The sequence below is a fragment of the Cobetia sp. PDI-23MA genome (assembly GCF_059507735.1).
In genome coordinates this window covers 2821228-2840816 of record NZ_CM183352.1, presented here as the reverse complement: position 1 = coordinate 2840816, position 19589 = coordinate 2821228, and the positions used below count along the sequence as shown (strand labels likewise).

Annotated in this window: 15 protein-coding genes and 5 tRNA genes; 9 read left to right on the top strand and 11 right to left on the bottom strand. The window is 62.2% G+C overall.

Annotated features, from left to right (window positions below; genetic code table 11):
- Positions 1-84: 84 nt before the first annotated feature.
- Positions 85-1596: a helicase HerA-like domain-containing protein gene (locus AC5WNJ_RS12055; RefSeq protein WP_253061193.1), complete on the bottom strand. Its 1512-nt coding sequence runs from the start codon at positions 1594-1596 to the stop codon at positions 85-87.
- A 646-nt stretch (positions 1597-2242) separates the two neighbouring features.
- Here AC5WNJ_RS12055 and AC5WNJ_RS12050 point away from each other — a divergent pair.
- Entirely contained in the window at positions 2243-2602 is a 360-nt protein-coding gene (locus AC5WNJ_RS12050; RefSeq protein ID WP_253061191.1) for a hypothetical protein, read from the top strand.
- Positions 2603-2827: 225 nt separating this feature from the next.
- On the opposite strand, the gene nudE is transcribed toward AC5WNJ_RS12050, so the two are convergent.
- On the bottom strand, positions 2828-3424 hold the full coding sequence (nudE, locus tag AC5WNJ_RS12045; RefSeq protein ID WP_253061538.1) for an ADP compounds hydrolase NudE: 597 nt from the start codon (positions 3422-3424) through the stop codon (positions 2828-2830).
- A 201-nt stretch (positions 3425-3625) separates the two neighbouring features.
- Between nudE and yrfG the strand changes: the two genes are divergently transcribed.
- The 4 genes from yrfG (at position 3626) to AC5WNJ_RS12025 (ending at position 7663) form a co-directional block, all read left to right on the top strand.
- Positions 3626-4336, top strand: coding sequence for a GMP/IMP nucleotidase (yrfG, locus tag AC5WNJ_RS12040; protein ID WP_253061189.1), 711 nt, complete (start codon positions 3626-3628; stop codon positions 4334-4336).
- On the top strand, positions 4333-4725 hold the full coding sequence (locus AC5WNJ_RS12035; protein WP_175088554.1) for an RNA-binding S4 domain-containing protein: 393 nt from the start codon (positions 4333-4335) through the stop codon (positions 4723-4725). Before yrfG ends, AC5WNJ_RS12035 begins: the two co-directional genes overlap by 4 nt.
- A gap of 154 nt (positions 4726-4879) precedes the next feature.
- Positions 4880-5794 carry an Hsp33 family molecular chaperone HslO gene (gene hslO / locus AC5WNJ_RS12030; protein WP_253061187.1) on the top strand — a complete coding sequence of 305 codons (915 nt, stop codon included), beginning with the start codon at positions 4880-4882 and terminating at the stop codon, positions 5792-5794.
- A gap of 309 nt (positions 5795-6103) precedes the next feature.
- Positions 6104-7663 carry a phosphoenolpyruvate carboxykinase gene (locus AC5WNJ_RS12025; RefSeq protein WP_253061185.1) on the top strand — a complete coding sequence of 520 codons (1560 nt, stop codon included), beginning with the start codon at positions 6104-6106 and terminating at the stop codon, positions 7661-7663.
- Between the two features lie 132 nt (positions 7664-7795).
- Here AC5WNJ_RS12025 and AC5WNJ_RS12020 read toward each other — a convergent pair whose 3' ends face one another.
- Both AC5WNJ_RS12020 and AC5WNJ_RS12015 read right to left on the bottom strand, forming a co-directional pair.
- Complete coding sequence (locus tag AC5WNJ_RS12020) at positions 7796-8728, bottom strand: lytic transglycosylase domain-containing protein (RefSeq protein WP_176677611.1); 933 nt, start codon at positions 8726-8728, stop codon at positions 7796-7798.
- A gap of 176 nt (positions 8729-8904) precedes the next feature.
- Positions 8905-10635: a proline--tRNA ligase gene (locus AC5WNJ_RS12015; RefSeq protein ID WP_176677610.1), complete on the bottom strand. Its 1731-nt coding sequence runs from the start codon at positions 10633-10635 to the stop codon at positions 8905-8907.
- A 298-nt stretch (positions 10636-10933) separates the two neighbouring features.
- Between AC5WNJ_RS12015 and AC5WNJ_RS12010 the strand changes: the two genes are divergently transcribed.
- Positions 10934-12346, top strand: coding sequence for a Dol-P-Glc:Glc(2)Man(9)GlcNAc(2)-PP-Dol alpha-1,2-glucosyltransferase (locus AC5WNJ_RS12010; RefSeq protein WP_495929789.1), 1413 nt, complete (start codon positions 10934-10936; stop codon positions 12344-12346).
- Positions 12347-12390: 44 nt separating this feature from the next.
- Here the strand turns inward: AC5WNJ_RS12010 and AC5WNJ_RS12005 are convergent, their stop codons facing one another.
- The 7 genes from AC5WNJ_RS12005 to uvrY form a co-directional block, all read right to left on the bottom strand.
- Positions 12391-12843, bottom strand: a complete 453-nt coding sequence (locus AC5WNJ_RS12005) for a SpoIIAA family protein (RefSeq protein WP_253061181.1) — start codon at positions 12841-12843, stop codon at positions 12391-12393.
- A gap of 343 nt (positions 12844-13186) precedes the next feature.
- Positions 13187-13271 (bottom strand) — tRNA-Leu (locus tag AC5WNJ_RS12000).
- A gap of 488 nt (positions 13272-13759) precedes the next feature.
- A tRNA-Cys gene (locus AC5WNJ_RS11995) sits at positions 13760-13833 on the bottom strand.
- A gap of 112 nt (positions 13834-13945) precedes the next feature.
- Positions 13946-14020 (bottom strand) — tRNA-Gly (locus tag AC5WNJ_RS11990).
- Between the two features lie 156 nt (positions 14021-14176).
- Entirely contained in the window at positions 14177-14725 is a 549-nt protein-coding gene (gene pgsA, locus AC5WNJ_RS11985) for a CDP-diacylglycerol--glycerol-3-phosphate 3-phosphatidyltransferase (protein WP_495929788.1), read from the bottom strand.
- 250 nt (positions 14726-14975) lie between these two features.
- Positions 14976-17009, bottom strand: a complete 2034-nt coding sequence (uvrC, locus tag AC5WNJ_RS11980) for an excinuclease ABC subunit UvrC (RefSeq protein WP_495929787.1) — start codon at positions 17007-17009, stop codon at positions 14976-14978.
- A 268-nt stretch (positions 17010-17277) separates the two neighbouring features.
- The gene (gene uvrY, locus AC5WNJ_RS11975; protein WP_043331360.1) at positions 17278-17940 is read right to left on the bottom strand and encodes a UvrY/SirA/GacA family response regulator transcription factor; all 663 of its coding nucleotides are present in this window, start codon (positions 17938-17940) and stop codon (positions 17278-17280) included.
- 299 nt (positions 17941-18239) lie between these two features.
- Between uvrY and AC5WNJ_RS11970 the strand changes: the two genes are divergently transcribed.
- The 3 genes from AC5WNJ_RS11970 (at position 18240) to AC5WNJ_RS11960 (ending at position 19578) form a co-directional block, all read left to right on the top strand.
- A tRNA-Ala gene (locus AC5WNJ_RS11970) sits at positions 18240-18315 on the top strand.
- Positions 18316-18399: 84 nt separating this feature from the next.
- Positions 18400-18475: transfer RNA gene (locus AC5WNJ_RS11965), tRNA-Ala, on the top strand.
- Positions 18476-18705: 230 nt separating this feature from the next.
- Positions 18706-19578, top strand: coding sequence for an AraC family transcriptional regulator (locus tag AC5WNJ_RS11960; protein WP_495929786.1), 873 nt, complete (start codon positions 18706-18708; stop codon positions 19576-19578).
- Positions 19579-19589 lie beyond the last annotated feature (11 nt).

The window sequence follows — 19589 nt, the reverse complement described above, 5'->3', positions numbered from 1 at the left end:
AGAGCCTGATTGTCGGGGGAAGCGTCTATTTGCCAAGGAGCGCCTCAGGCTGTTGGCGTGGTGTCAGACTGAAAGCAGCGAGCCTCAGCGGCGAGTGAAGGAGCGCAGCAGGCTGCGAATCAGGGTCCGTCCCAGTTGCGATCCCAAGGCGCGCATCACGGACTTGAGCAGGGTCTCCATGATGCCTTGACGCTGTCTGCCGCCTTTGCGTGGGGCGCTTTCGGCCACCGGACTTGTTTGCTCGATGTCAGGCGTCGCGGCTGGCGTCTCCTCCGTCCGAACCTGGGCTGTCGCCGAGCTCGTCAGTTGCGCCTCGAGGCGCTCGTGAGCCGATTCACGGTCTATCGCCTCATCGTAGCGACCGGCCAGTGATGAGCTTGCCAGCAGCGCTGCGCGCTCGCTGTCACTCAACGGGCCGATCCGCCCACGCGGCGGCGCGATCAAGGTGCGCTCCACCTGGGTGGGCGTACCCTTGTTGTCGAGCACCGAGACCAGTGCCTCGCCCACACCAAGTTCCGTGATCACCCGAGCCGTATCGAGGGCCGGGTTGGGGCGGAAGGTCTCGGCAGCGGTCTTGACGGCCTTCTGGTCGCGTGGAGTGAAGGCGCGCAGGGCATGCTGGATCCGGTTGCCCAGCTGGCCGAGCACGTCATCGGGGATGTCGGCGGGGGATTGGGTCACGAAGTAGACGCCGACTCCCTTGGAGCGAATCAGGCGCACCGTCTGCTCGAGGCGCTCGAGCAATGCCTTGGGAGCGGCATCGAACAGCAGGTGGGCCTCGTCGAAGAAGAATACCAGCACCGGGCGGTCGGCATCGCCGCGTTCGGGGAGGGTGCGAAAGAGCGTCGACAGGAACCAAAGCAGGAAGGTGGTATAGAGGCGTGGGCTTTGCATCAATTCACGCCCATCGAGCAGATTGATGAAGCCGCGTGTCTGGTCTCCCTCGCCCGTGGTCGCCAGCATGTCATGGATGTCGAGCGCCGGTTCGGCGAAGAAGCGCTCGCCGCCCTGGGTGGCCAGCACATGCACTCGGCGCAGCATGGCACCGAGGCTCTGGGGGCTGACGCTGCCGTAGCGCTCCTCAAAGGCTTCGCGCTCGCGCTCGATATGCTTCAGCAGGCTGATCAGGTCCTTGAGATCGATCAGCTCCAGCCCTTCACGCTCGGCATGATCGAAGGCCAGGTGCATCAGGCCACTCTGGGTGTCGTTCAACTCCAGCAGGGTCGACATCAGCTCAGGCCCCATGGAAGCCACGCTGGCACGCACCGCATGCCCACTCTTGCCGAACAGATCCCATAGCCTGACGGGCGCGGCCTGAGGCTGCCAGTCATTGATGCCGAGGCTGGCGAGGCGGTCATCGACGCGTGGATGCGCGGCACCTGCCGCGGCAATACCGGAGAGGTCGCCCTTGACGTCGGCGGTGAACACCGGCACTCCCATGCGTGAAAACTCTTCTGCCAGCACCTGCAACGTGACGGTCTTGCCGGTACCTGTCGCACCGGCGACCAGGCCGTGACGATTGGCCAGTGCTCCGGCTAGCGTGATGTGGCCCTTGGGTCCCTGTCCTGCGAGCCCCCCGATCAGCACGTCTGGCATGTGAGTCTCCTGTCATTCAGGTGGTGGCGGTGCATGCAGAAGGAGGTGTGGTGACCACTGCCGATGACCGCAGAGATGGGCGATGTCATGGAACTGTAGGGTTACAAAATGTTTCGTTGAGTAAAATGCTGCAAGCCATCTTGCGCCACTTGACGCATGGCGTCAGACAATCGATGCGTGAAAAACCGCCTGATGAGCGGCCAGCAGCCTATATGGGCGCTAATTAAACGCGAGTCGATATCTCACTCTTGTATAGGAAATCTGGAAGAAAGATATTTTTCTTTCCCTTCTCTGCTTGAAAGTTCGGCCCCTTAGTTCCATATCTTTAGGCATCAGGGCGCATGTGACGCAACACGTCTCGGCAGATTGAGGTTTTCGTCAAGAATGACACCATCAGGTTCGGGTACAACTCTGGTGACGTTTTTTGAAGAATGCTCCGACAAGCAGCCGACGCGCAGGAGAGGGTCGATACATGCGCCGCAAGGAATTTACGCAGTACCACAAGACGTCGTTGAGATAAGCAGGAATGTCTTGTGGAGCCTGGAACTCGAGACATCCAGTCTCGAGATTCTTGAAGGCTTACCGGCAACGGCCGAGCGAATCATCTGCTCGTCTCTTGCAACAGACCGCTACTGGAGGATGGATCATGAAGAAGCTGACTGCTGCACTTTTCGCGACTGCCCTGGCACTGCCGACCACTGCTGCCTTTGCCGATCACCACGAATCCAGCAACACCGGTTCCGCCAACACTGGCGCCCACTCCACCAAGGTAGAGGGTGGTACCGCTGCGGGTCATGAAGGTGGCAAGGTGCATCACGATACCGAACGCAACACCGAGAGTGGTTCTGCCAACACCAAGAAGGATTCCATGATGGTCGAAGGCGGCACGGCCCAGTCCGAGTCCGCCAAGCACGGCAAGGTCATGGACAAGGGCGAAGATCACATGGGCGTCAGCCCGGAATCCGGTTCGGCCAACACTGCCGATGGCAGCATGAAGACCGAATAAACGCGTTTTGACGGTCTGTTCCCAGGCCAGACCCGCAATGGATCTTGCGGTGCCTGAACGAGTCGCCAGCACGACCCGCTTGAGCGCATCGCGAGTGAAACGACAAGCCCCCGCCTTGGCGGGGGCTTGTCGTCGTATTGGGGCATGCAAAGCAGGGGGTGAGGGGGGCAGGAAAGAGGGGGCTGGCCCCTCAGGTGCTTGTCATCGGCGCTTGCCACCAAGCCCTTACCACCAGCGAGGGCTGTAGGTATCTTCCCCGGCCAGCAGGCGTTCGCGGGCCATGAACAGCGCCGCGACCGCACGCGCCTCGTGGAAGTCCTCACGCGCCAGCAGCGCCGGCAGCTCATCGAGGCGGTGGCGCTCGACGACCAGCGGTTCCGGTTCATCGCCCGGCAGGCGCTTTTCGAACAGATCGCGCGCCAGCATCACGTTCATGCGGTGATCCATGTAGTTGGGCGCCAGGCTCAGTTCGGCCAGTGGTTCGATGTTGTGTGCGCCATAACCGCATTCTTCCATCAATTCGCGATTGGCGGCGGTCACCGGGTCCTCGCCCGGGTCGATCAGTCCCTTGGGCAGAGTCAGCACATATTGCTCAGGGCCAGCGGCATATTCGCGGATCATCAGCACGTGGTCGGGGTCGGGCATGGCGACGATCATCACCGCGCCGTGACCGCCGCTCTTGAGGCGCTCGAAGCTGCGGGTGGCGCCATTGGAAAAGGTCAACTCCAGCGCCTCGACGGCGAACAGGCGCGAGCGAGCGACCTCGCGGCGTGAGTCGATCCGCGGCGGCGTCAGCGTGTGGCTGGTGTCTGAATGATTCATGGTCGGGTGAACGGTATCTGGCGCATCATCCATCGCAAGTCCTCGCGAGGCAGTATGAGAAGAGAGAATACTGTCGCTCATCGTGGCAGGCCGCCGCGAGCGGGGCAATCACAAGCCGCCATCCCCCCTTGTTGCACATGCGCGCCCGTGGGCCATGCTTTACACTATGAGGCCAAATTTCCCTCTGGCTGACAGAACCCGATGCTTGACTGGAACACTATCGACACCGTGCTGTTGGACATGGACGGCACTCTGCTTGACCTTCACTTCGACAGCCACTTCTGGCTCGAACACCTGCCCAGGCGCTATTGCGAGCTGCACCGCCTCGATGAGGCGCTGCAGGCCGATCTCAAGGCGCGCATCATCAGCGAGTCCGGCACCCTCAACTGGTACAGCCTCGATTACTGGAGCCGTGAGCTCAAGCTCGACGTCGTCGCCCTGAAGCGTGAAGTGCAGCACCTGATCGGCTATCGCCATGAGGCCGAGGACTTCCTCGCCTGGCTGCGCGATCAGCCGCAACGCGTGGTGCTGGCGACCAACGCCGACCGTCATGGCATCGATCTCAAGTTCGCGTTGACCGGCATGGGCGACTACTTCGACGCCGTGGTGTCGTCCGCGGATCTGGGTCACGCCAAGGAAGAGCAAGCCTTCTGGCACAAGCTCAACGAGATCGAGCCCTTCGATCCGGCGCGTACCCTGTTCATTGATGACAATCCGCAGGTGCTGGAAAGTGCCCACACCTATGGCATTGCCCATCTGCTGGGCGTGCGTCAGCCGGATTCGAAGCGCCCTGCGCGTGATTTCGAACGTGTGCACGGCCTGGACGGCTTTGCAGTGCTGACACAGGGCGCGGGGTCCGAGGTGGCCAATACCGGAGTCTCGAGCGACGGGGAGGGCGAGGAGGCGTCATGAGCGATCAGGTACGTATCGACAAGTGGTTGTGGGCAGCGCGCTTCTTCAAGACGCGTGGCATGGCCAAGAAGGCCATCGAAGGCGGCAAGATCCAGTACAACGGCGGCAAGGTGAAAACCTCCAAGACCGTCGAGATCGGCGCCGTGATCGAGGTGCCGCAGGGCTGGGATCGCCTTGTCGTCGAGGTGCTGGCCCTCAGCGACCAGCGCCGTGGCGCGCCCGAGGCCCAGAAGCTCTATCAGGAGACGCAGGAGTCCCGCGAGCGCCGTGAGCGTGAGGCCGAGACGCGTCGCCTCGGCAATCAGGGCATGACGCCGCCTCCCGGCCGTCCTGACAAGAAACAGCGCCGCAACATCCATCGCTTCCAGCGTCAGGATGCCGATAGCTGAGCCAGCGCGAGTCACCGCCGGGTGCCTTGGCACCGACCGGCAGAATTTCCATACCGATGTGTGTCAGCACATCGTTGTTGGCGGCCTGACAAGGGGGCGCTTGTGCGCTCTCCCTTCACGCCTGCCTTGAGGTCCCTCAATGAGCGAACACGACATGCAAGATTCCCATTCCACTGACGATGCGGCCGCGCCGAGCTTCGATCAGATCCAGCGCTTCCTGTTCGATGCCACCAACGTGCGTGGCGAGATCGTCACACTCGACAAGGCCTACGCCGAGGTGCTCGATCGGCACTCCTATCCACAGGCCATCTCGCGCCAGCTGGGCGAGATGCTGGCGGCCGTGGCGCTGCTGACCGAGACCATCAAGCTCGATGGCACCATGACGCTGGAAGTGCGCGGTACCGGTATCGTGCGCCAGCTGATGGCCGAGTCGAACCCCGGCGGTGAGCTGCGTGCCATCGCACGTCTCGGCGATGAAGCGGTGTTGCCGACGGAAGAGTCCAGTCTGCAGGAGCTGGTTGGCCAGGGCCAGATCGTGATCACCCTCGACCCGCGCGAAGGCAAGCGCTATCAGGGCATCGTGGCCATCGATCAGGACAGCCTCGCCGGCTGTCTGGAGAGTTACTTCAGTCAGTCAGAGCAGCTGCCGACCCGCCTGTGGCTGATGGCCGATGGCAAGCGCACCGGCGGCGTGCTGCTGCAGCAGCTGCCCAACGATGAGGCCAACAAGGACCCGGATGCCTGGGAGCGCGTCGTGCACCTGGCCGAGACCCTCAAGGCCGAGGAGCTGCTGACGCTGGACCAGCAGGAAGTGCTGCATCGTCTCTATCACGAAGAAACCGTGCGCATCTATGAGCCCAAGGCGCTGCGTTTCGGCTGCACCTGTTCGCGCGAGCGTCTGGGCGCTGCCCTGCACAGCATCGCCGCCGACGAGCTGCGTCAGATCGTCGCCGAGCAGGGCGAACTGGCCACCCAGTGTCACTTCTGTCATACCCGCTATTCCTTCAGTGCCGCGGAAGTGGAAGCGATCATCGAAGATCCTGACGCCGAAAGTCCCGTCGTGCATTGAGCTTTTCCCAATGCGCCGGCGACTGGCCCCAGGGACGATGATTGTCTGACATATCGTCGTCTCTCAGGCGGCGGCGCCTGCGCCAAGGTGTTGCAACAATGGGCGTTTCCGCCCGACACCCTTTTTGCCATAATGCCTTGCCAGTACAGGGCCGGATGCCCTGTGCTGGTGGTATCGACGGTGTCATGGCATGCCGTCATGCGCGATCGGGCAGCAACGATCGATCACAAAATAAGCCTGTGGCATGTACCTCGGGCATCTGGCTTCAGCCATCAAGAGAGAGGGCGGCCCTGAGCCGCGGAGACGCGAATGAGCAAGCATCAAGACAGTGCGGTGACCACTCACACCAATCTCAGCAGCGCAGAGCTGATCGAGCTGGCAGTGGCTCGCGGCGAAGGACGTCTGGCCGACAACGGCGCGCTGGTCGTGGAGACGGGAACCCGTAGCGGACGCTCCCCGAACGACCGCTTCATCGTCGACGAGCCGTCCACCTCGGACGCCATCGACTGGGGCAGCGTCAATCGCCCGTTCAGCCCGGAGCGTTTCGACGCCCTGTGGGAGCGCGTCGAGGACTACCTCGGCGAGCGCGACAGCTTCGTCTCCGAGCTGCATGTCGGGGCTGACCTCGAGCACTACCTGCCGATCCGCGTGACCACCGAGACGGCCTGGCACAATCTGTTCGCGCGTACCATGTTCGTGCGTCCGGACAGCTTCAATGCCAAGGACAAGAGTGAATGGACCATCCTCAACGCGCCGCACTTCACCTGCGAGCCTGAGCGTGATGGCACCAACTCCGACGGCGTCGTGCTGATCAACTTCGCGCGTCGCCGCGTCCTGCTGGCCGGCATGCGTTACGCCGGTGAGATGAAGAAGGCCATGTTCTCGGTGCAGAACTTCCTGCTGCCGGAAAAGGACGTGCTGCCGATGCACTGCTCCGCCAACGTCGGTGACGATGGCGAGACCACGCTGTTCTTCGGCCTGTCCGGCACCGGCAAGACCACCCTGTCCGCCGACCCGGCGCGTTACCTGATCGGTGACGACGAGCATGGCTGGGGCGAAGGCACCGTCTTCAACATCGAAGGCGGCTGCTACGCCAAGTGCATTGACCTCTCCGAGAAGAACGAGCCGGTGATCTGGAACGCGATCAAGTTCGGTGCCGTGCTGGAAAACGTGGTGCTGGATGACCGTCGTGGCGCGGATTACGGTGATGACCGTCTGAGCCAGAACTCGCGTGCCGCTTACCCGCTGGAGCACATCGAGAAGCGTGTCCCGGAAAACCGTGCCGGCGAGCCGAATGCCATCGTATTCCTGACCTGCGACATGTCCGGCGTGCTGCCGCCGGTGTCCGTGCTCAGCAAGCAGGCCGCTGCCTACCACTTCCTCTCCGGCTACACCGCCAAGGTCGGCTCCACCGAGATGGGCTCCACCGCCGGTCTCGAAGCCACCTTCTCCACCTGCTTCGGCGCGCCGTTCTTCCCGCGTCCGGCACGTGAATACGCTGACCTGCTGATCAAGCGCATCGAGGCCTTCGGTTCACGCGTCTACCTGGTCAATACCGGCTGGACCGGTGGCTCCTACGGTGAGGGCGGCTCACGCTTCTCCATCCCGACCACGCGCGGCATCATCAGCGCGATCCAGAACGGTGCGCTGGCGGACATCGAGACGCGTCACATCGACGTGCTCAACCTGGATGTGCCGGTGCGCGTGCCGGGTGTCGACTCCAGCCTGCTCGATCCGCGTGAGACCTGGGAAGATCGCGCCGCCTACGACAGCAAGGCGCGTGACCTGTCAGCCAAGTTCGTCGAGAACTTCAAGAAGTTCGCCGGCGTGGATGAGGCGATCATCGCGGCAGGCCCGACCCTGGTCTGACGATCAGCGGGATTGATCGCAAGCGGTAAGCAAAAAGCCTCGCCCGGTATTCCGGGCGAGGCTTTTTCGTGTCTACAGCTTTTCTCGTCAACAGTTGCCGTCATCACCTGCTGTCGGGTCTGTCAGGCGCTGTCAGGGACTGCCACCGGCGGCCAGCGAGCGGTTGGCAGGGCCGTCGAAGGTGTCCTCGGCGGCGAGCGGCTCCGGGCCTTGCGCAGCGCCGGTATGTTGCTCGATACCCTCATCTAGCTCAACACCAGCACTTTGCTCGAGGCTGGGCTCAGTGTTGCTGGCCTCGGTGCGGCGTGACGCGCCTTCGTTGGCGGTTTTGGCAAGGTCTTCGTCGGCGGTGTCGGCAAGGCCTTCGGGCGAGCGCTCGGCGACGAAGGGCGCCGGCGGCTGATACCACCAGCGGGTTGTCCAGGCACGCATCACTCGCTCCGGGTACCAGGTCTTGCCGAGGCTGCCGTTGTAGCGCGCCAGCGCATCGGTGATGTCGCCTTTCTCGCGCTTGAGGTAGTGGGCAAGGATGGTGGCGCCGTAGCGCAGGCTGGTGTCCTGATCGAGCAGGTTGTCGTCGGGCTCGCCGATCTCACGCTTCCAGAACGGCATGACCTGCATCAGACCGCGCGCCCCGGCGTGGGAGACAGCAGTGGGTTTGAAGGCGCTCTCGACCTGGATGACGGACAGGATCAGCTCCGGTGCCAGGCCTGTGCGCGTCGCTTCGCGGCGCACCTTGCGCAGCAGGTCGATGCGCGCGGCGCGGTCGGGCATGTAGCGCTCCAGCCGCTGCTGCATGCTCAATACCCAGTGCAGAGCATCGATGGGGTCCTCGAAGGCCTCGGGCTCGGCCAAGGCCTCGCGCAGGCTGTCACGCAGCCCCGGCGACAGCCCATGCTCGGGGATCGCGGCGGCGGCCTGCACCGGGGAGCTTGTCAGTCCGGTAGACGCGGCGCTCAGCGTCAGCAGGACAGCGGCCAGCCACGGGCGCAGGCGACGACGTGAGGTATTGCCTGCAGCGCCTGTCACGGGCGGCACTGCAGGAGAAGTCGATGAGAGGGTCATGCGCAGTCCTTGCGTATCCGTCATGGCGTCATTATGCCGTGCCAGTGGCGTTGACGTTAATCGGATCGCGTGGTGAATGCATGTAAAGAAACAGCCCGCCCCTCGAGAAGAGGAGCGGGCTGTCCCGGGTGCTGCGCTAGCGTCAGCCGTGAGCGAGTGGCTCAGGCGGCTCGAGTTCAGCTCGCGCTGTGCTCGGCCAGGAAGTCCAGCAGGCTGTCGACGGCGATCATGGTCGCTTCGGCGTCGGTGCGACCCTTGTACTCGTACTCGCCATTGTCGAGACCACGATCACCGATCACCAGGCGATGCGGAATGCCCAGCAGCTCGCCGTCGGCGAACTTGTTGCCCGGGCGCAGATCACGGTCATCCAGCAGCACGTCGTAACCGGCAGCCGTCAGCTCCTGATAGACGCGCTCGGCAGTCTCGCTGACACGCACGGACTTGTGGGCGTTCATCGGCACGATGGCGACCTGGAAGGGCGCGATGGCTTCCGGCAGCACGATACCGCCCTTGTCGTTGCCCTGCTCGATGGCAGCCGCGACCACGCGGGTCACGCCGATGCCGTAGCAGCCCATGGACAGCGGCTGTGCCTTGCCGTTCTCGTCGAGCACGGTGGCATTCATGGCCTCTGAGTACTTGGTGCCGAGCTGGAATATGTGACCCACCTCGATACCGCGTGCGATATCGATCACGCCCTTGCCGTCCGGTGACGGATCACCGGCGACGACGTTGCGGATATCGGCGATTTCCGGCAGCGGCAGATCGCGCTCCCAGTTGAGGCCGAAGTGGTGCTTGCCTTCGATATTGGCACCGGCACCGAAATCGCTCATCAGCGCGACGCTGCGATCGATGATGATCGGCATCTCGAGGCCGACCGGGCCGAGGGAGCCGAAACCGGCACCGACGGCGGCGCGCACTTCCTCGTCGCTGGCCATGGTCAGCGGCTCGGCGACCTGCGGCAGGTGCTCGGCCTTGATCTCGTTCAGCTCGTGGTCGCCACGCACCATCAGCGCGATCAGACCACCTTCGACGCCTTCGGCCGCCTTGACGATCAGCGTCTTGACGGTCTTCTTGATGTCCAGGCCGTGCTGCTCGACCAGTGCGGCGATGGTCCTGGCGTTCGGCGTGTCGACCAGCTGCATCTCCTGGGTTGGTGCCGCGCGCTCAGGCGTCTCGCCCAGCGGTGCCGGCAGCGCTTCACACTTCTCGATGTTGGCGGCGAAATCGGAGCCGGTGGAGAAGGCGATGGCGTCTTCACCGGAGGCGGCCAGCACGTGGAATTCGTGGGAGCCGGTGCCACCGATGGAGCCGTTGTCGGCGATGACGGGACGGAAGTCGAGACCCAGACGCGTGAAGATGCGCACGTAAGTGTCGTACATCACCTGATAGGTCTCTTTCAGGGATTCTTCGCCCAAGTGGAAGGAGTAACCATCCTTCATCACGAACTCGCGCGAGCGCATCACGCCGAAGCGCGGACGAATCTCGTCGCGGAACTTGGTCTGGACCTGGTAGAAGTTGGCCGGCAGTTGCTTGTAGCTGTTCAGCTCACGACGCGCGAGGTCGGTGATGACTTCCTCGTGGGTCGGGCCGACACAGTAGTCGCGCTGGTGACGGTCAACCACGCGCAGCAGCTCGGGGCCGTACTGCTCCCAGCGACCGGACTCCTGCCACAGCTCGGCTGGCTGCACGGCTGGCATCAGCAGTTCCTGGGCACCGGAGCGGTCCATCTCTTCACGCACGATGCGCTCGACCTTGCGCAGTGTGCGCAGGCCCAGTGGCATCCAGGTGTAGAGGCCGGAGGTCAGGCGACGGATGAAACCGGCACGCAGCATCAGCTGGTGGCTGACGACTTCGGCGTCGGACGGGGTTTCCTTGAGAGTGGAAATCAGCAGTTGACTGGCACGCATGGGCTCAGCGATCCCTCGACTTGTCGCTTTGATCGGTACGCTTCGCAGTCGCGAAGCATGAACAGGCAGGTCTTCGGCACGCCTTTTACAGGCGCATCAGCGAAGCAGACTGAGCGCATTGTACTGCCGCGAGCCTTGGAGGGGCAAAGTGCATGGACAGACTGGAAAGATCCTCATCGGCCTGACGATACTGGTGACACGGGGTTTCCCCTTGAAGAGGGCCACGATCGGCTCTTTCGGGGGAGTCCCGATAAGGAGCCGATAAGGAGACAGGGATAAGTCATCACTCGATCAGCGCATGGGATACGCGCGCGCCAGACATCGCTGGCCCTTGAAGGTGGGGCTTGTGTTGCTCGCACTGGGGGCGTGCCTGAGCGTTTCCCTGTGGCTGGTGAGTCTTTTCCTGCCGATCCCTTTCGTCGATGAGGGAGTGCATTTCGCGCAGATTCGCCAGTTTCTCGCCGGCGACTGGGGTCAGCATCCCAAGCTGACCACCCTGACGCTATATCACGCCACCATGGCGGTGACGTTGATGACGCTCCAGACGTTGGGGGAGTGGCTCAATCTTCCTCTCGCAGCTGACGCCCTGGCCGGACGCTGGCCTGAGATGCCCTCGGTTGACTGGGTGCGGGGCCTGTCGCTGCTCGGCTTCAGTGTCATGGTGTGCATGGTCTGGCGGGCGCTGCCGAGCGTCTATCGGCGCCTGGGCCCCATGCTCGATGAGAGCGGCGCCCGGCAACAGGCGAATCGTCAGAGCTGGCAGTGGCTATGGCTGCCGATCATCTTTCCCTATCTGGCACTGGTGTATACCGACCCGTGGATCATCGCCCTGATCGCGCTGCAGCTCGTCGCGCTGGTGCATGAGCGGCGCCTGGCGTTGCTGGTCTTGATCCTGGTCGGGCTCGGCTTGCGGCAGGACAGCATCGTGCTGCTCGGGCTGTGGGGCGGTCTATTGCTGTTCATGACGCAAGCGCAGCCTGGGGCTCGTTCGCAGGCTGTCGGCATGGCACCACCGCTGCGCTCGCCGTTGCGTCAGCTTTCTTTCTGGTGGGGCCTGATCGTGCGCTGGTGGTGGGTGGCCGTGATTCCGGTGGCCGCCTTCATCGGGTTTGTTCTCTGGAACGACGGCATTGCCATGGGCGATACCACGCGTCATCAGGCCGGTTGGCACACCGGCAATCTCGGCTATTACCTGGGCGTGATCGGCGTGGTGTTTCTGCCATTGTGGCTGGCCGACTTGCCGAGGCAGTGGCATCTGCTGTGGCGTCTGTGCACCCGGGGCGCCTGGCCATGGCGAGGCATTCTGCTGCTGGGGGCGCTGGCGGGCGTGTGGGTCATGCTGGTGATGAGCTTTGAGGTGACGCATGACTACAATTTCCAGCGCTGGACGATCCGCAATACCTGGCTGTTATGGCTCAATGACCACCCGGTGGGGCTGTGGGTCACCATGTTGCTGACTACCAGCATGGCGCTCTGGTGGCTGAGAGCACCGCTGCGGCTGGGGCATGGTGGTCTGCTGCTGGTAATGCTCGCCTTGATGATCTGCACGCGCGAGCTGATCGAGACGCGCTACATGCTGCCCTTGATCACGGTCTTCCAGTTACTGCGCTGTGCAGAGCGAGCGGAAGTGGAGCGCGCGATGACGCTCTGGGCGGTTTCGATGGGGGCGCTGCTGCTGGCGGGATTGGTGCTGACGCGCACCCTGCCATGAGGCGGTGGCAGGGTGCTTTGGAGGCTCACTCGACGGCGGGGGCTTCAGGCCTGATGGCGTTTCGCCGCCGGGGTCTGGGCATCATGACCGCTAGGGGTTTTATTGGCACCAGCACCGATGCCAGAGCCACCACGCGGTGGCTCGGCGACCCAGGCATAGGCAGCCTCGCGCTCGTCGGGCGAGAAGTGGCGCACCTCGATGGAGCGCACCAGATGCTTGCTGAACTCGGTGACATGGCGCAACCAGTCGGCCTTGCTGATGATGGCTTCGCGCTCGAAGTCTCCCAGGTGGCGCAGGGCATAGCCGATGTCATTGAGCAGGGCGGCGGGCGTGATCAGGCCAAAGCGTTCGATTTCCACCAGCAGCGAGATTCGCTCATGGCGTGCCAGGCGTTCGTCGCATTCCTTGATGATGGGGGCGAGCGAAGCCTGATCGATATGCCCCGCGAGATGCAGGGCGACAACGTGATCGGCGGGACTCTTGAGCAGTGTCAGCATGTTTGGCTCCTGCACTGATGCATGTTGGCTGGGCGAGCCGTGCTGGAAACCAGCGCTGGCGTCGCTACCTCTTCAGTGTAGTCGCATGTAAGCCGCTTGCGGGCGTCTGGCCGGGCGATTGTCGGGACTGTTCGTGTCGAGGAACTGCCAGCTACGGTTACCTCCTTCGGCATCTGGCCGCGCGAGGCATGACGAGCGGGGCAGTGTTCAGGTAAGAAAAGCATCGGACACGAAAAGTATCAGGCATGAAAAGTATCAGGCATGAAAAGTATCAGGCATGAAAAAGCGCCGCCCCTCGTGAGAGGAGCGGCGCTCTTGAATTCAGACTGACTCTTGCTTGATCTGGTACGGCCAGCCGGACTCGAACCGGCACGCCCGAAGGCAGGAGATTTTAAGTCTCCGGTGTCTACCGATTCCACCATGGCCGCGCAGACTGGCGCATAACTTATCATATTTCAGATCAAGGTCAACTTTAATGGCAATGACACCTTACTGAATACGTGATTCAACTGACTGTTATGCAATGAAATTGCGACGCTGAATGGTCATCGTGAGCGGTGACATTGAGACAGGAAGAGCAGAGCGATTTTTGCCCGGCATGATCACGGCAAGCAACGCGAAAAGGTGCACGGTGGAGAAGGGCAGGAAAACAGAGGGTCAGTACCGAGCACGAAGGCGCACAGGAGAAATCCTTCATGGGATTAGGGCGACTGTCAGAATCACTGGACAGATGAAAAAAAGATATCACGCGGCAAGGCAACGACTTGGCAAGACGTAGACCAGGTGATAGCCAAGCGAAAAAGCGCCAGGGTTGCAGCAATGCAAATCGAAACAAGCAAGGGAAGTGTGACGACCCGAAGGGGGTGGGTGTCATAGCCATTCCAGAGAGAAACAGGGGATGTTTCGGTATCTGAAATGGAGGCTGGAGTCGGAATCGAACCGGCGTACACGGAGTTGCAGTCCGCTGCATGACCACTCTGCCATCCAGCCTCAATGATCGAGATGTCAGTCGAAACTGATGTCTGATCCGAGGAGTATCCACTGATGCTGCTGCAGATACATGAGTCAGTAAATCAGGTGGATGTTGCGCTACCTGTGTTACTGGAGCGGGAAACGAGATTCGAACTCGCGACCCCAACCTTGGCAAGGTTGTGCTCTACCACTGAGCTATTCCCGCTGAACTCGAGGTCGAATTATACGGATAATTCCCATGCTGTCAAACAGTTAATGAAAAATTGTCTCGCGAGTCAGGTCGCTGGAAACGAAAGCGCCCACCGGCCATAGGGGCGGTGGGCGTTGAGGCATTCGCAGCATCTCGTGGCTGAACGGGGTGTCAGACCGAGCGCACCAGTTCCGGCCAGGCGGCGCGCAGGTAGCTGATCATCGACCACAGCGTCAGCGCAGCCGAGATATACAGCAGGGCGAGGCCGGTGTCCCCTCCGACACTGCCTGGGGCGAAGAACAGCAGCATGAACAGGGCGAGCATCTGGGCAGCCGTCTTCAGTTTGCCGACCCAGGACACCGCGACGCTGCCGCGCTTGCCGATCTCGGCCATCCACTCACGCAGCGCCGAGATGACGATCTCGCGACCGATGATGACCAGGCTCGGGATGGTCATCCACAGGCTGTCGTAGCGTTCGATCAGCAGGCCCAGTGCCACCGCGACCATCAGCTTGTCGGCGACGGGGTCCAGGAAGGCGCCGAAGGGCGTGGTCTGATTCCACAGGCGGGCCAGATAGCCATCGAACCAGTCGGTGATGGCGGCCAGTGCGAAGAGCAGCGCCGTCAGCGGCAGGCTCCATGCATAAGGCAGATAGAAACAGATCACCAGCAGCGGAATGAACAGGATGCGGATCAGAGTCAGGATATTGGGGATGCTCATCGTGACGGCACGAGTCCTTGCATGAAGCGTAGGTGGCTGGGCGCAATCGAGGGCGAGTCGAGCCCCTGAAGAAAGCCGTTCGATTGACGCCGCACAAGTCGTCTATTCTAGCCTGCCGGCGGCGCATTCAGCCATGCCAAACGGCAGGTTATTCAAGCCAACGCTCTGTCACTCTTCCTTGAGCGTTGAGTCGATGGTGCCAGAGGCCACCATGTCGTGCACGGGAGGCAGCCATGCAGCGTCTGATTCATCAGCCATGTAGCGCCTGGTGGATCAGCTCGGCGAGCGATTCGCTGATGCCGGGCACGCGGGCCAGTTCCGGTTTGGAGGCCTGTTTCACCCCCTGCAGTCCGCCGAAGAACTTGAGCAGCTCGCGGCGCCGCTTGGGGCCGACTCCCGCGATTCCCTCCAGACTTGAGGTACGCCGCGCCTTGTCGCGTTTGGCGCGGTGACCGGCGATGGCGAAGCGGTGTGATTCATCGCGCACATGCTGGATCAAGTGCAGCGCCGGCGAGTGGCTGTCAAGATCCAGGGTGTCATGCACCGTCTCGATGAACAGCGTCTCGAGCCCTGCCTTGCGCGTGGTGCCCTTGGCCACCCCGAGCAGGATGATGTCAGTCACGCCGAGTGACTCGAACACCCCGCGCGCCATGTTGAGCTGCCCCTTGCCGCCATCGACCAGCAGGATGTCCGGGCGCTTGCCTTCGCCTTCCTGCAGGCGCTTGAAGCGCCGCGTCAGCGCCTGCTGCATGGCGGCGTAGTCATCGCCGGCCGTCACGCCTTCGATATTGAAGCGCCGGTAATCCGACTTGATCGGGCCGTCATGATCGAAGACCACGCAGCTGGCCACGGTCGCCTCGCCATGACTGTGGGAGATGTCGAAACATTCCAGTCGCTTGGGCACTTCATCGAGTCCCAGCGCATCGCGCAGCGACAGGAAGCGGTTGGACAGCTGCTGGCGGCTGGCCAGCTGGGTGGCCAGATGTTGCTCGGCGTTGGTCTGCGCCAGTGTCAGCCACTGGGCGCGATGGCCACGCACCTGATGCGCGACCCGTACCCGGCGTTCGGCCTTCTCGCTCAAGGCGCCTTCCAGCAGGTTGGCGTCCTCGAGGGCCAGCGAGGTCAGTACTTCATCAGGCATCTCCCTGTCCTGGCCGAGATAGTACTGACTGACGAAGCTGGTCAGCAGCTCGCTGCTGGTCAGGTCCAGGCCATTGCTCGGCGAGAAGTGACGTGCGCCGAGCATACGACCCTGGCGGACCGAGACCACGCTGATGCAGAGCCCGCCGGGGCGCTCGGCCAGCGCCAGGATGTCGGCGTTGCCGGTGCCGGTGTCGACGTATTGCTTCTCTTGCATGCGGCGCAGCTGGGCGACCTGATCACGCAGGCGAGCCGCTTCCTCGAATTCCAGCCGCATGGCCGCGTCTTCCATCGCCTGGCTGAGCTCGTCGGTGACCTTGTCGCTCTGGCCGTTCAGGCACATCACCGCATGTTCCATGTCGCGCCGATAATCCTGCTTGCTGATGTAGTCGACACACGGCGCGGTGCAGCGGTTGATCTGATATTGCAGGCACGGGCGCTCGCGGTGGGCGAACACCGAATCCTCGCAATTGCGCAGGCGGAAGATCTTCTGCATCAGCGTCAAGGACTCGCGTACCGCGACGCTGCTCGGGTAGGGGCCGAAGTAGCGTCCGTCATTGCGCTTGTGGCGCACGCGCTTGAACTCCAGCGCCGGATAGTCGTGATGCTGGCTGATGAAGACGTAAGGGTAGGATTTGTCGTCACGCAGCAGGATGTTGTAAGGCGGGCGCAGCTCCTTGATCAGGGTCTGCTCCAGCAGCAGAGCTTCGGTCTCGCTGCGGGTGATGGTGACCTGCACGTCGGCAATGCGCCCCACCAATGCCTGGGTCTTGGCATTCAGGCCGGTATTGCGGAAATAGCTGGAGAGGCGCGCCTTGAGGCGCTTGGCCTTGCCCACATACAGCACGTCGCCTGCGCTATCCAGCATGCGGTAGATGCCCGGTGCATCGCTGACATGCTTGAGAAAATGGCGGGCATCGAAGCCGGTTGCCTCGCTGCCCTGCAGCAGGTCACTGCTGGCGTCACTGGTGATCAGACGGCTGGAGACCCGTGCGGCATCGCTGCGTGCGCGACTGTCAGCCCGCGCGCTGGCATCATGGGCTGGCGAGCCTTCAGGCTGGGCAGGATTGCCTGATGGCTGCTCATTCTCGGGTGACTGAGAAGTGGTGTCCGTCATCGTGGGATCAGTGTGCTGCTTGGCCATGAGGTTCCTCGTCCAGAGATGCCTCGAGTCTATCAAACAAGGGCGATTGCTCGCAGGCATGGGGGCGACGCCGCCATGCTGCAATGCCTGCTGTCATGACCGGCCCGATCAGGACGTGCCACTCAAGAACGCCTCAGACAGAAACGCCTCATGCAAGAACGCCACCCGGGAAGGTGGCGTTCTTGCATGAGGCGTTGACGGCGCTTCTCGGGAGTGTCACGAGCAGCGCGGGCCTGCAGTGTGTGACGGGCTAGCAAGGTGTGCTTGTTCAAGCCTCGTCAGGACGGTCCAGCACGTAGTCATCCAGCAGCTGGTGACGCATGGCCAGATGCGTCATCTCCACGTCGCTGGTTACGCCAAGCTTGTCGAAGATGCGGTAACGGTAGGTGTTGACCGTCTTCGGGCTCAGGTGCAGGCGGTCCGAGATCTCGCTGACGCGATGGCAATTGACGATCATCGTCGCCACCTGCAGCTCGCGGCTCGACAGCTGATCGAAGGGATTGCTGCGCTGGGTGTCCATGCCCGAGAACACCAGGCGCTGGGCGATTTCCGGGGATAGATAGCGTTCGCCTGCGGCCACCTGATGGATGGCGCGAATCATCTCGTCAAAGGGCGTGCCCTTGGAGATGAAGCCGAAGGCTCCCGCTTCCAGCAGGCGTTTGGCGAAGGACTCTTCCAGATAGGCGGTCAGCACGATGACTCTGACGTCGGGCAGACTGCGCACGATCTTCTGCGTGGCTTCCAGGCCATCGACGCCGGGCATGCGGATGTCCATGAGCACGATATCCGGGCTGTGCTCACGGCAGAGTTTGATCGCGGTTTCGCCATCCGAGGCTTCTGCAATCACCTTGAGCCCATCCTCTAGCTCAATGGTACGGACGATGCTGGTACGCACCAGGTGGTGGTCGTCAGCGACAAGAACCTTGATCAAGGCGGCTCCAGTAAAGGTGTCAATAAGTAGTGAAGTGAATGCGCGATCCAATGTACCCATTGGGCAAGGGCTTGTCGATGCCCTGTCATCCAGTGAGTCGCGCTCAGGATAACCACTGCTGATATAGTGCTAGCGTGATCCTGCTCCTTGTCGTCGGCCGTGTGGCAGTGAGCGAGCCGCTGCGGTAAATCGTGCTCCGCGATGCGATGCCTAGACTTCACGCACTCCACAAAGCGCAGCAAAAATAAGAGGTTGACGACGTATTCGTCGCTCTGTAATATGCGCTCCATCGTGAAGACGGGGCCTTAGCTCAGCTGGGAGAGCGCAACACTGGCAGTGTTGAGGTCAGCGGTTCGATCCCGCTAGGCTCCACCATGATTCACGACAAGTCTGTCCAAGTTTCACGTGCCCACTTGCCTGCAGGTGACACATGACATGACATTCTGGACAGTCTGATTAGGGGCCTTAGCTCAGCTGGGAGAGCGCAACACTGGCAGTGTTGAGGTCAGCGGTTCGATCCCGCTAGGCTCCACCAGAATTCTTGAAAAGGCGGTCATCCTTCGGGGTGGCCGCTTTTTTGTGCCCGGTTTTCAGCTCGCCCCTGTCTGCTTCACATATATAGCTACCGGTGCCCGGGTCTGCCAATGCTGATTGGAATAGGTGGTAAATCTCACCCGGGTTCGTGATTGGCTGAAATTGCCGTCAATCGTTGCCTGATCATCTCAAGTCGTTGATGAGAGGCAGGCATGGCGCTAGATTGGCGACATGAGCAGACAAGAGATCACACGACTCGTGGCGAGCCTCGCCCACGAGGAAGGCATTCGAGAGACCGCAGTGAAGGGCGTGCAGCTCTTTCGCATGACAGAGCCCGTGCGTTGCGCGCCGGCCATCTATGAACCCGCCGTGGTGGTGATCGTCAGCGGTGCCAAGGAGGCGATACTGGACGGCGAGCGGCATGTCTACGACAGCCGCCAGTATCTGTGCTGTCCCATCTCGATGCCGGTCGAGGCGGGTGCCCCCACGGCCTCGCCAGAAACTCCGCTGCTGGGCGTGTACGTCTCGCTGGACACGCGGGTGATGACGGAGCTTGCCATCGAGATGGAAAGCGCCGCGGGGCTTGTACGCAAGCCGGGCAGCGGCCCGCTGCCGCCGGGGCTTGCCCTGGCGCATTGGGACGCCGCCTTCAGCGATGCCTTGTTGCGACTGCTGCAGGTGGCGCAGAACCCCCTTGACGCGGCGATACTGGGAGAAGGGCGGCTGCGGGAGCTTTACTACGCCGTCCTGAAGGGTGAGGCGGGGGAGTCGGCGCGACGGGCCTTCGGGGTGGGCAATGAGATCGCGCGGACGATCGATTACCTGTCCAGTCGACTGGATGAGCCGGTCAGCATTGAAGACATGGCCGGGCGGGTCGGCATGAGTCGCGCCGTCTTCCACCGCAAGTTCAAGCAGGCGACCACGATGTCGCCGATCCAGTTCGTGAAGTCCATGCGCCTCAACACCGCTGCCATGCAGATCGCCAATGGCAAGACCGTCAGCGAGGCGGCCATGGCCGTGGGCTATGTGAGCTCGTCGCAATTCAGTCGCGAATTCAAGCGTCTGTACGGGCAGTCGCCCAAGCAATGGAGTCAGTTCAAATAGCGACACGCCAC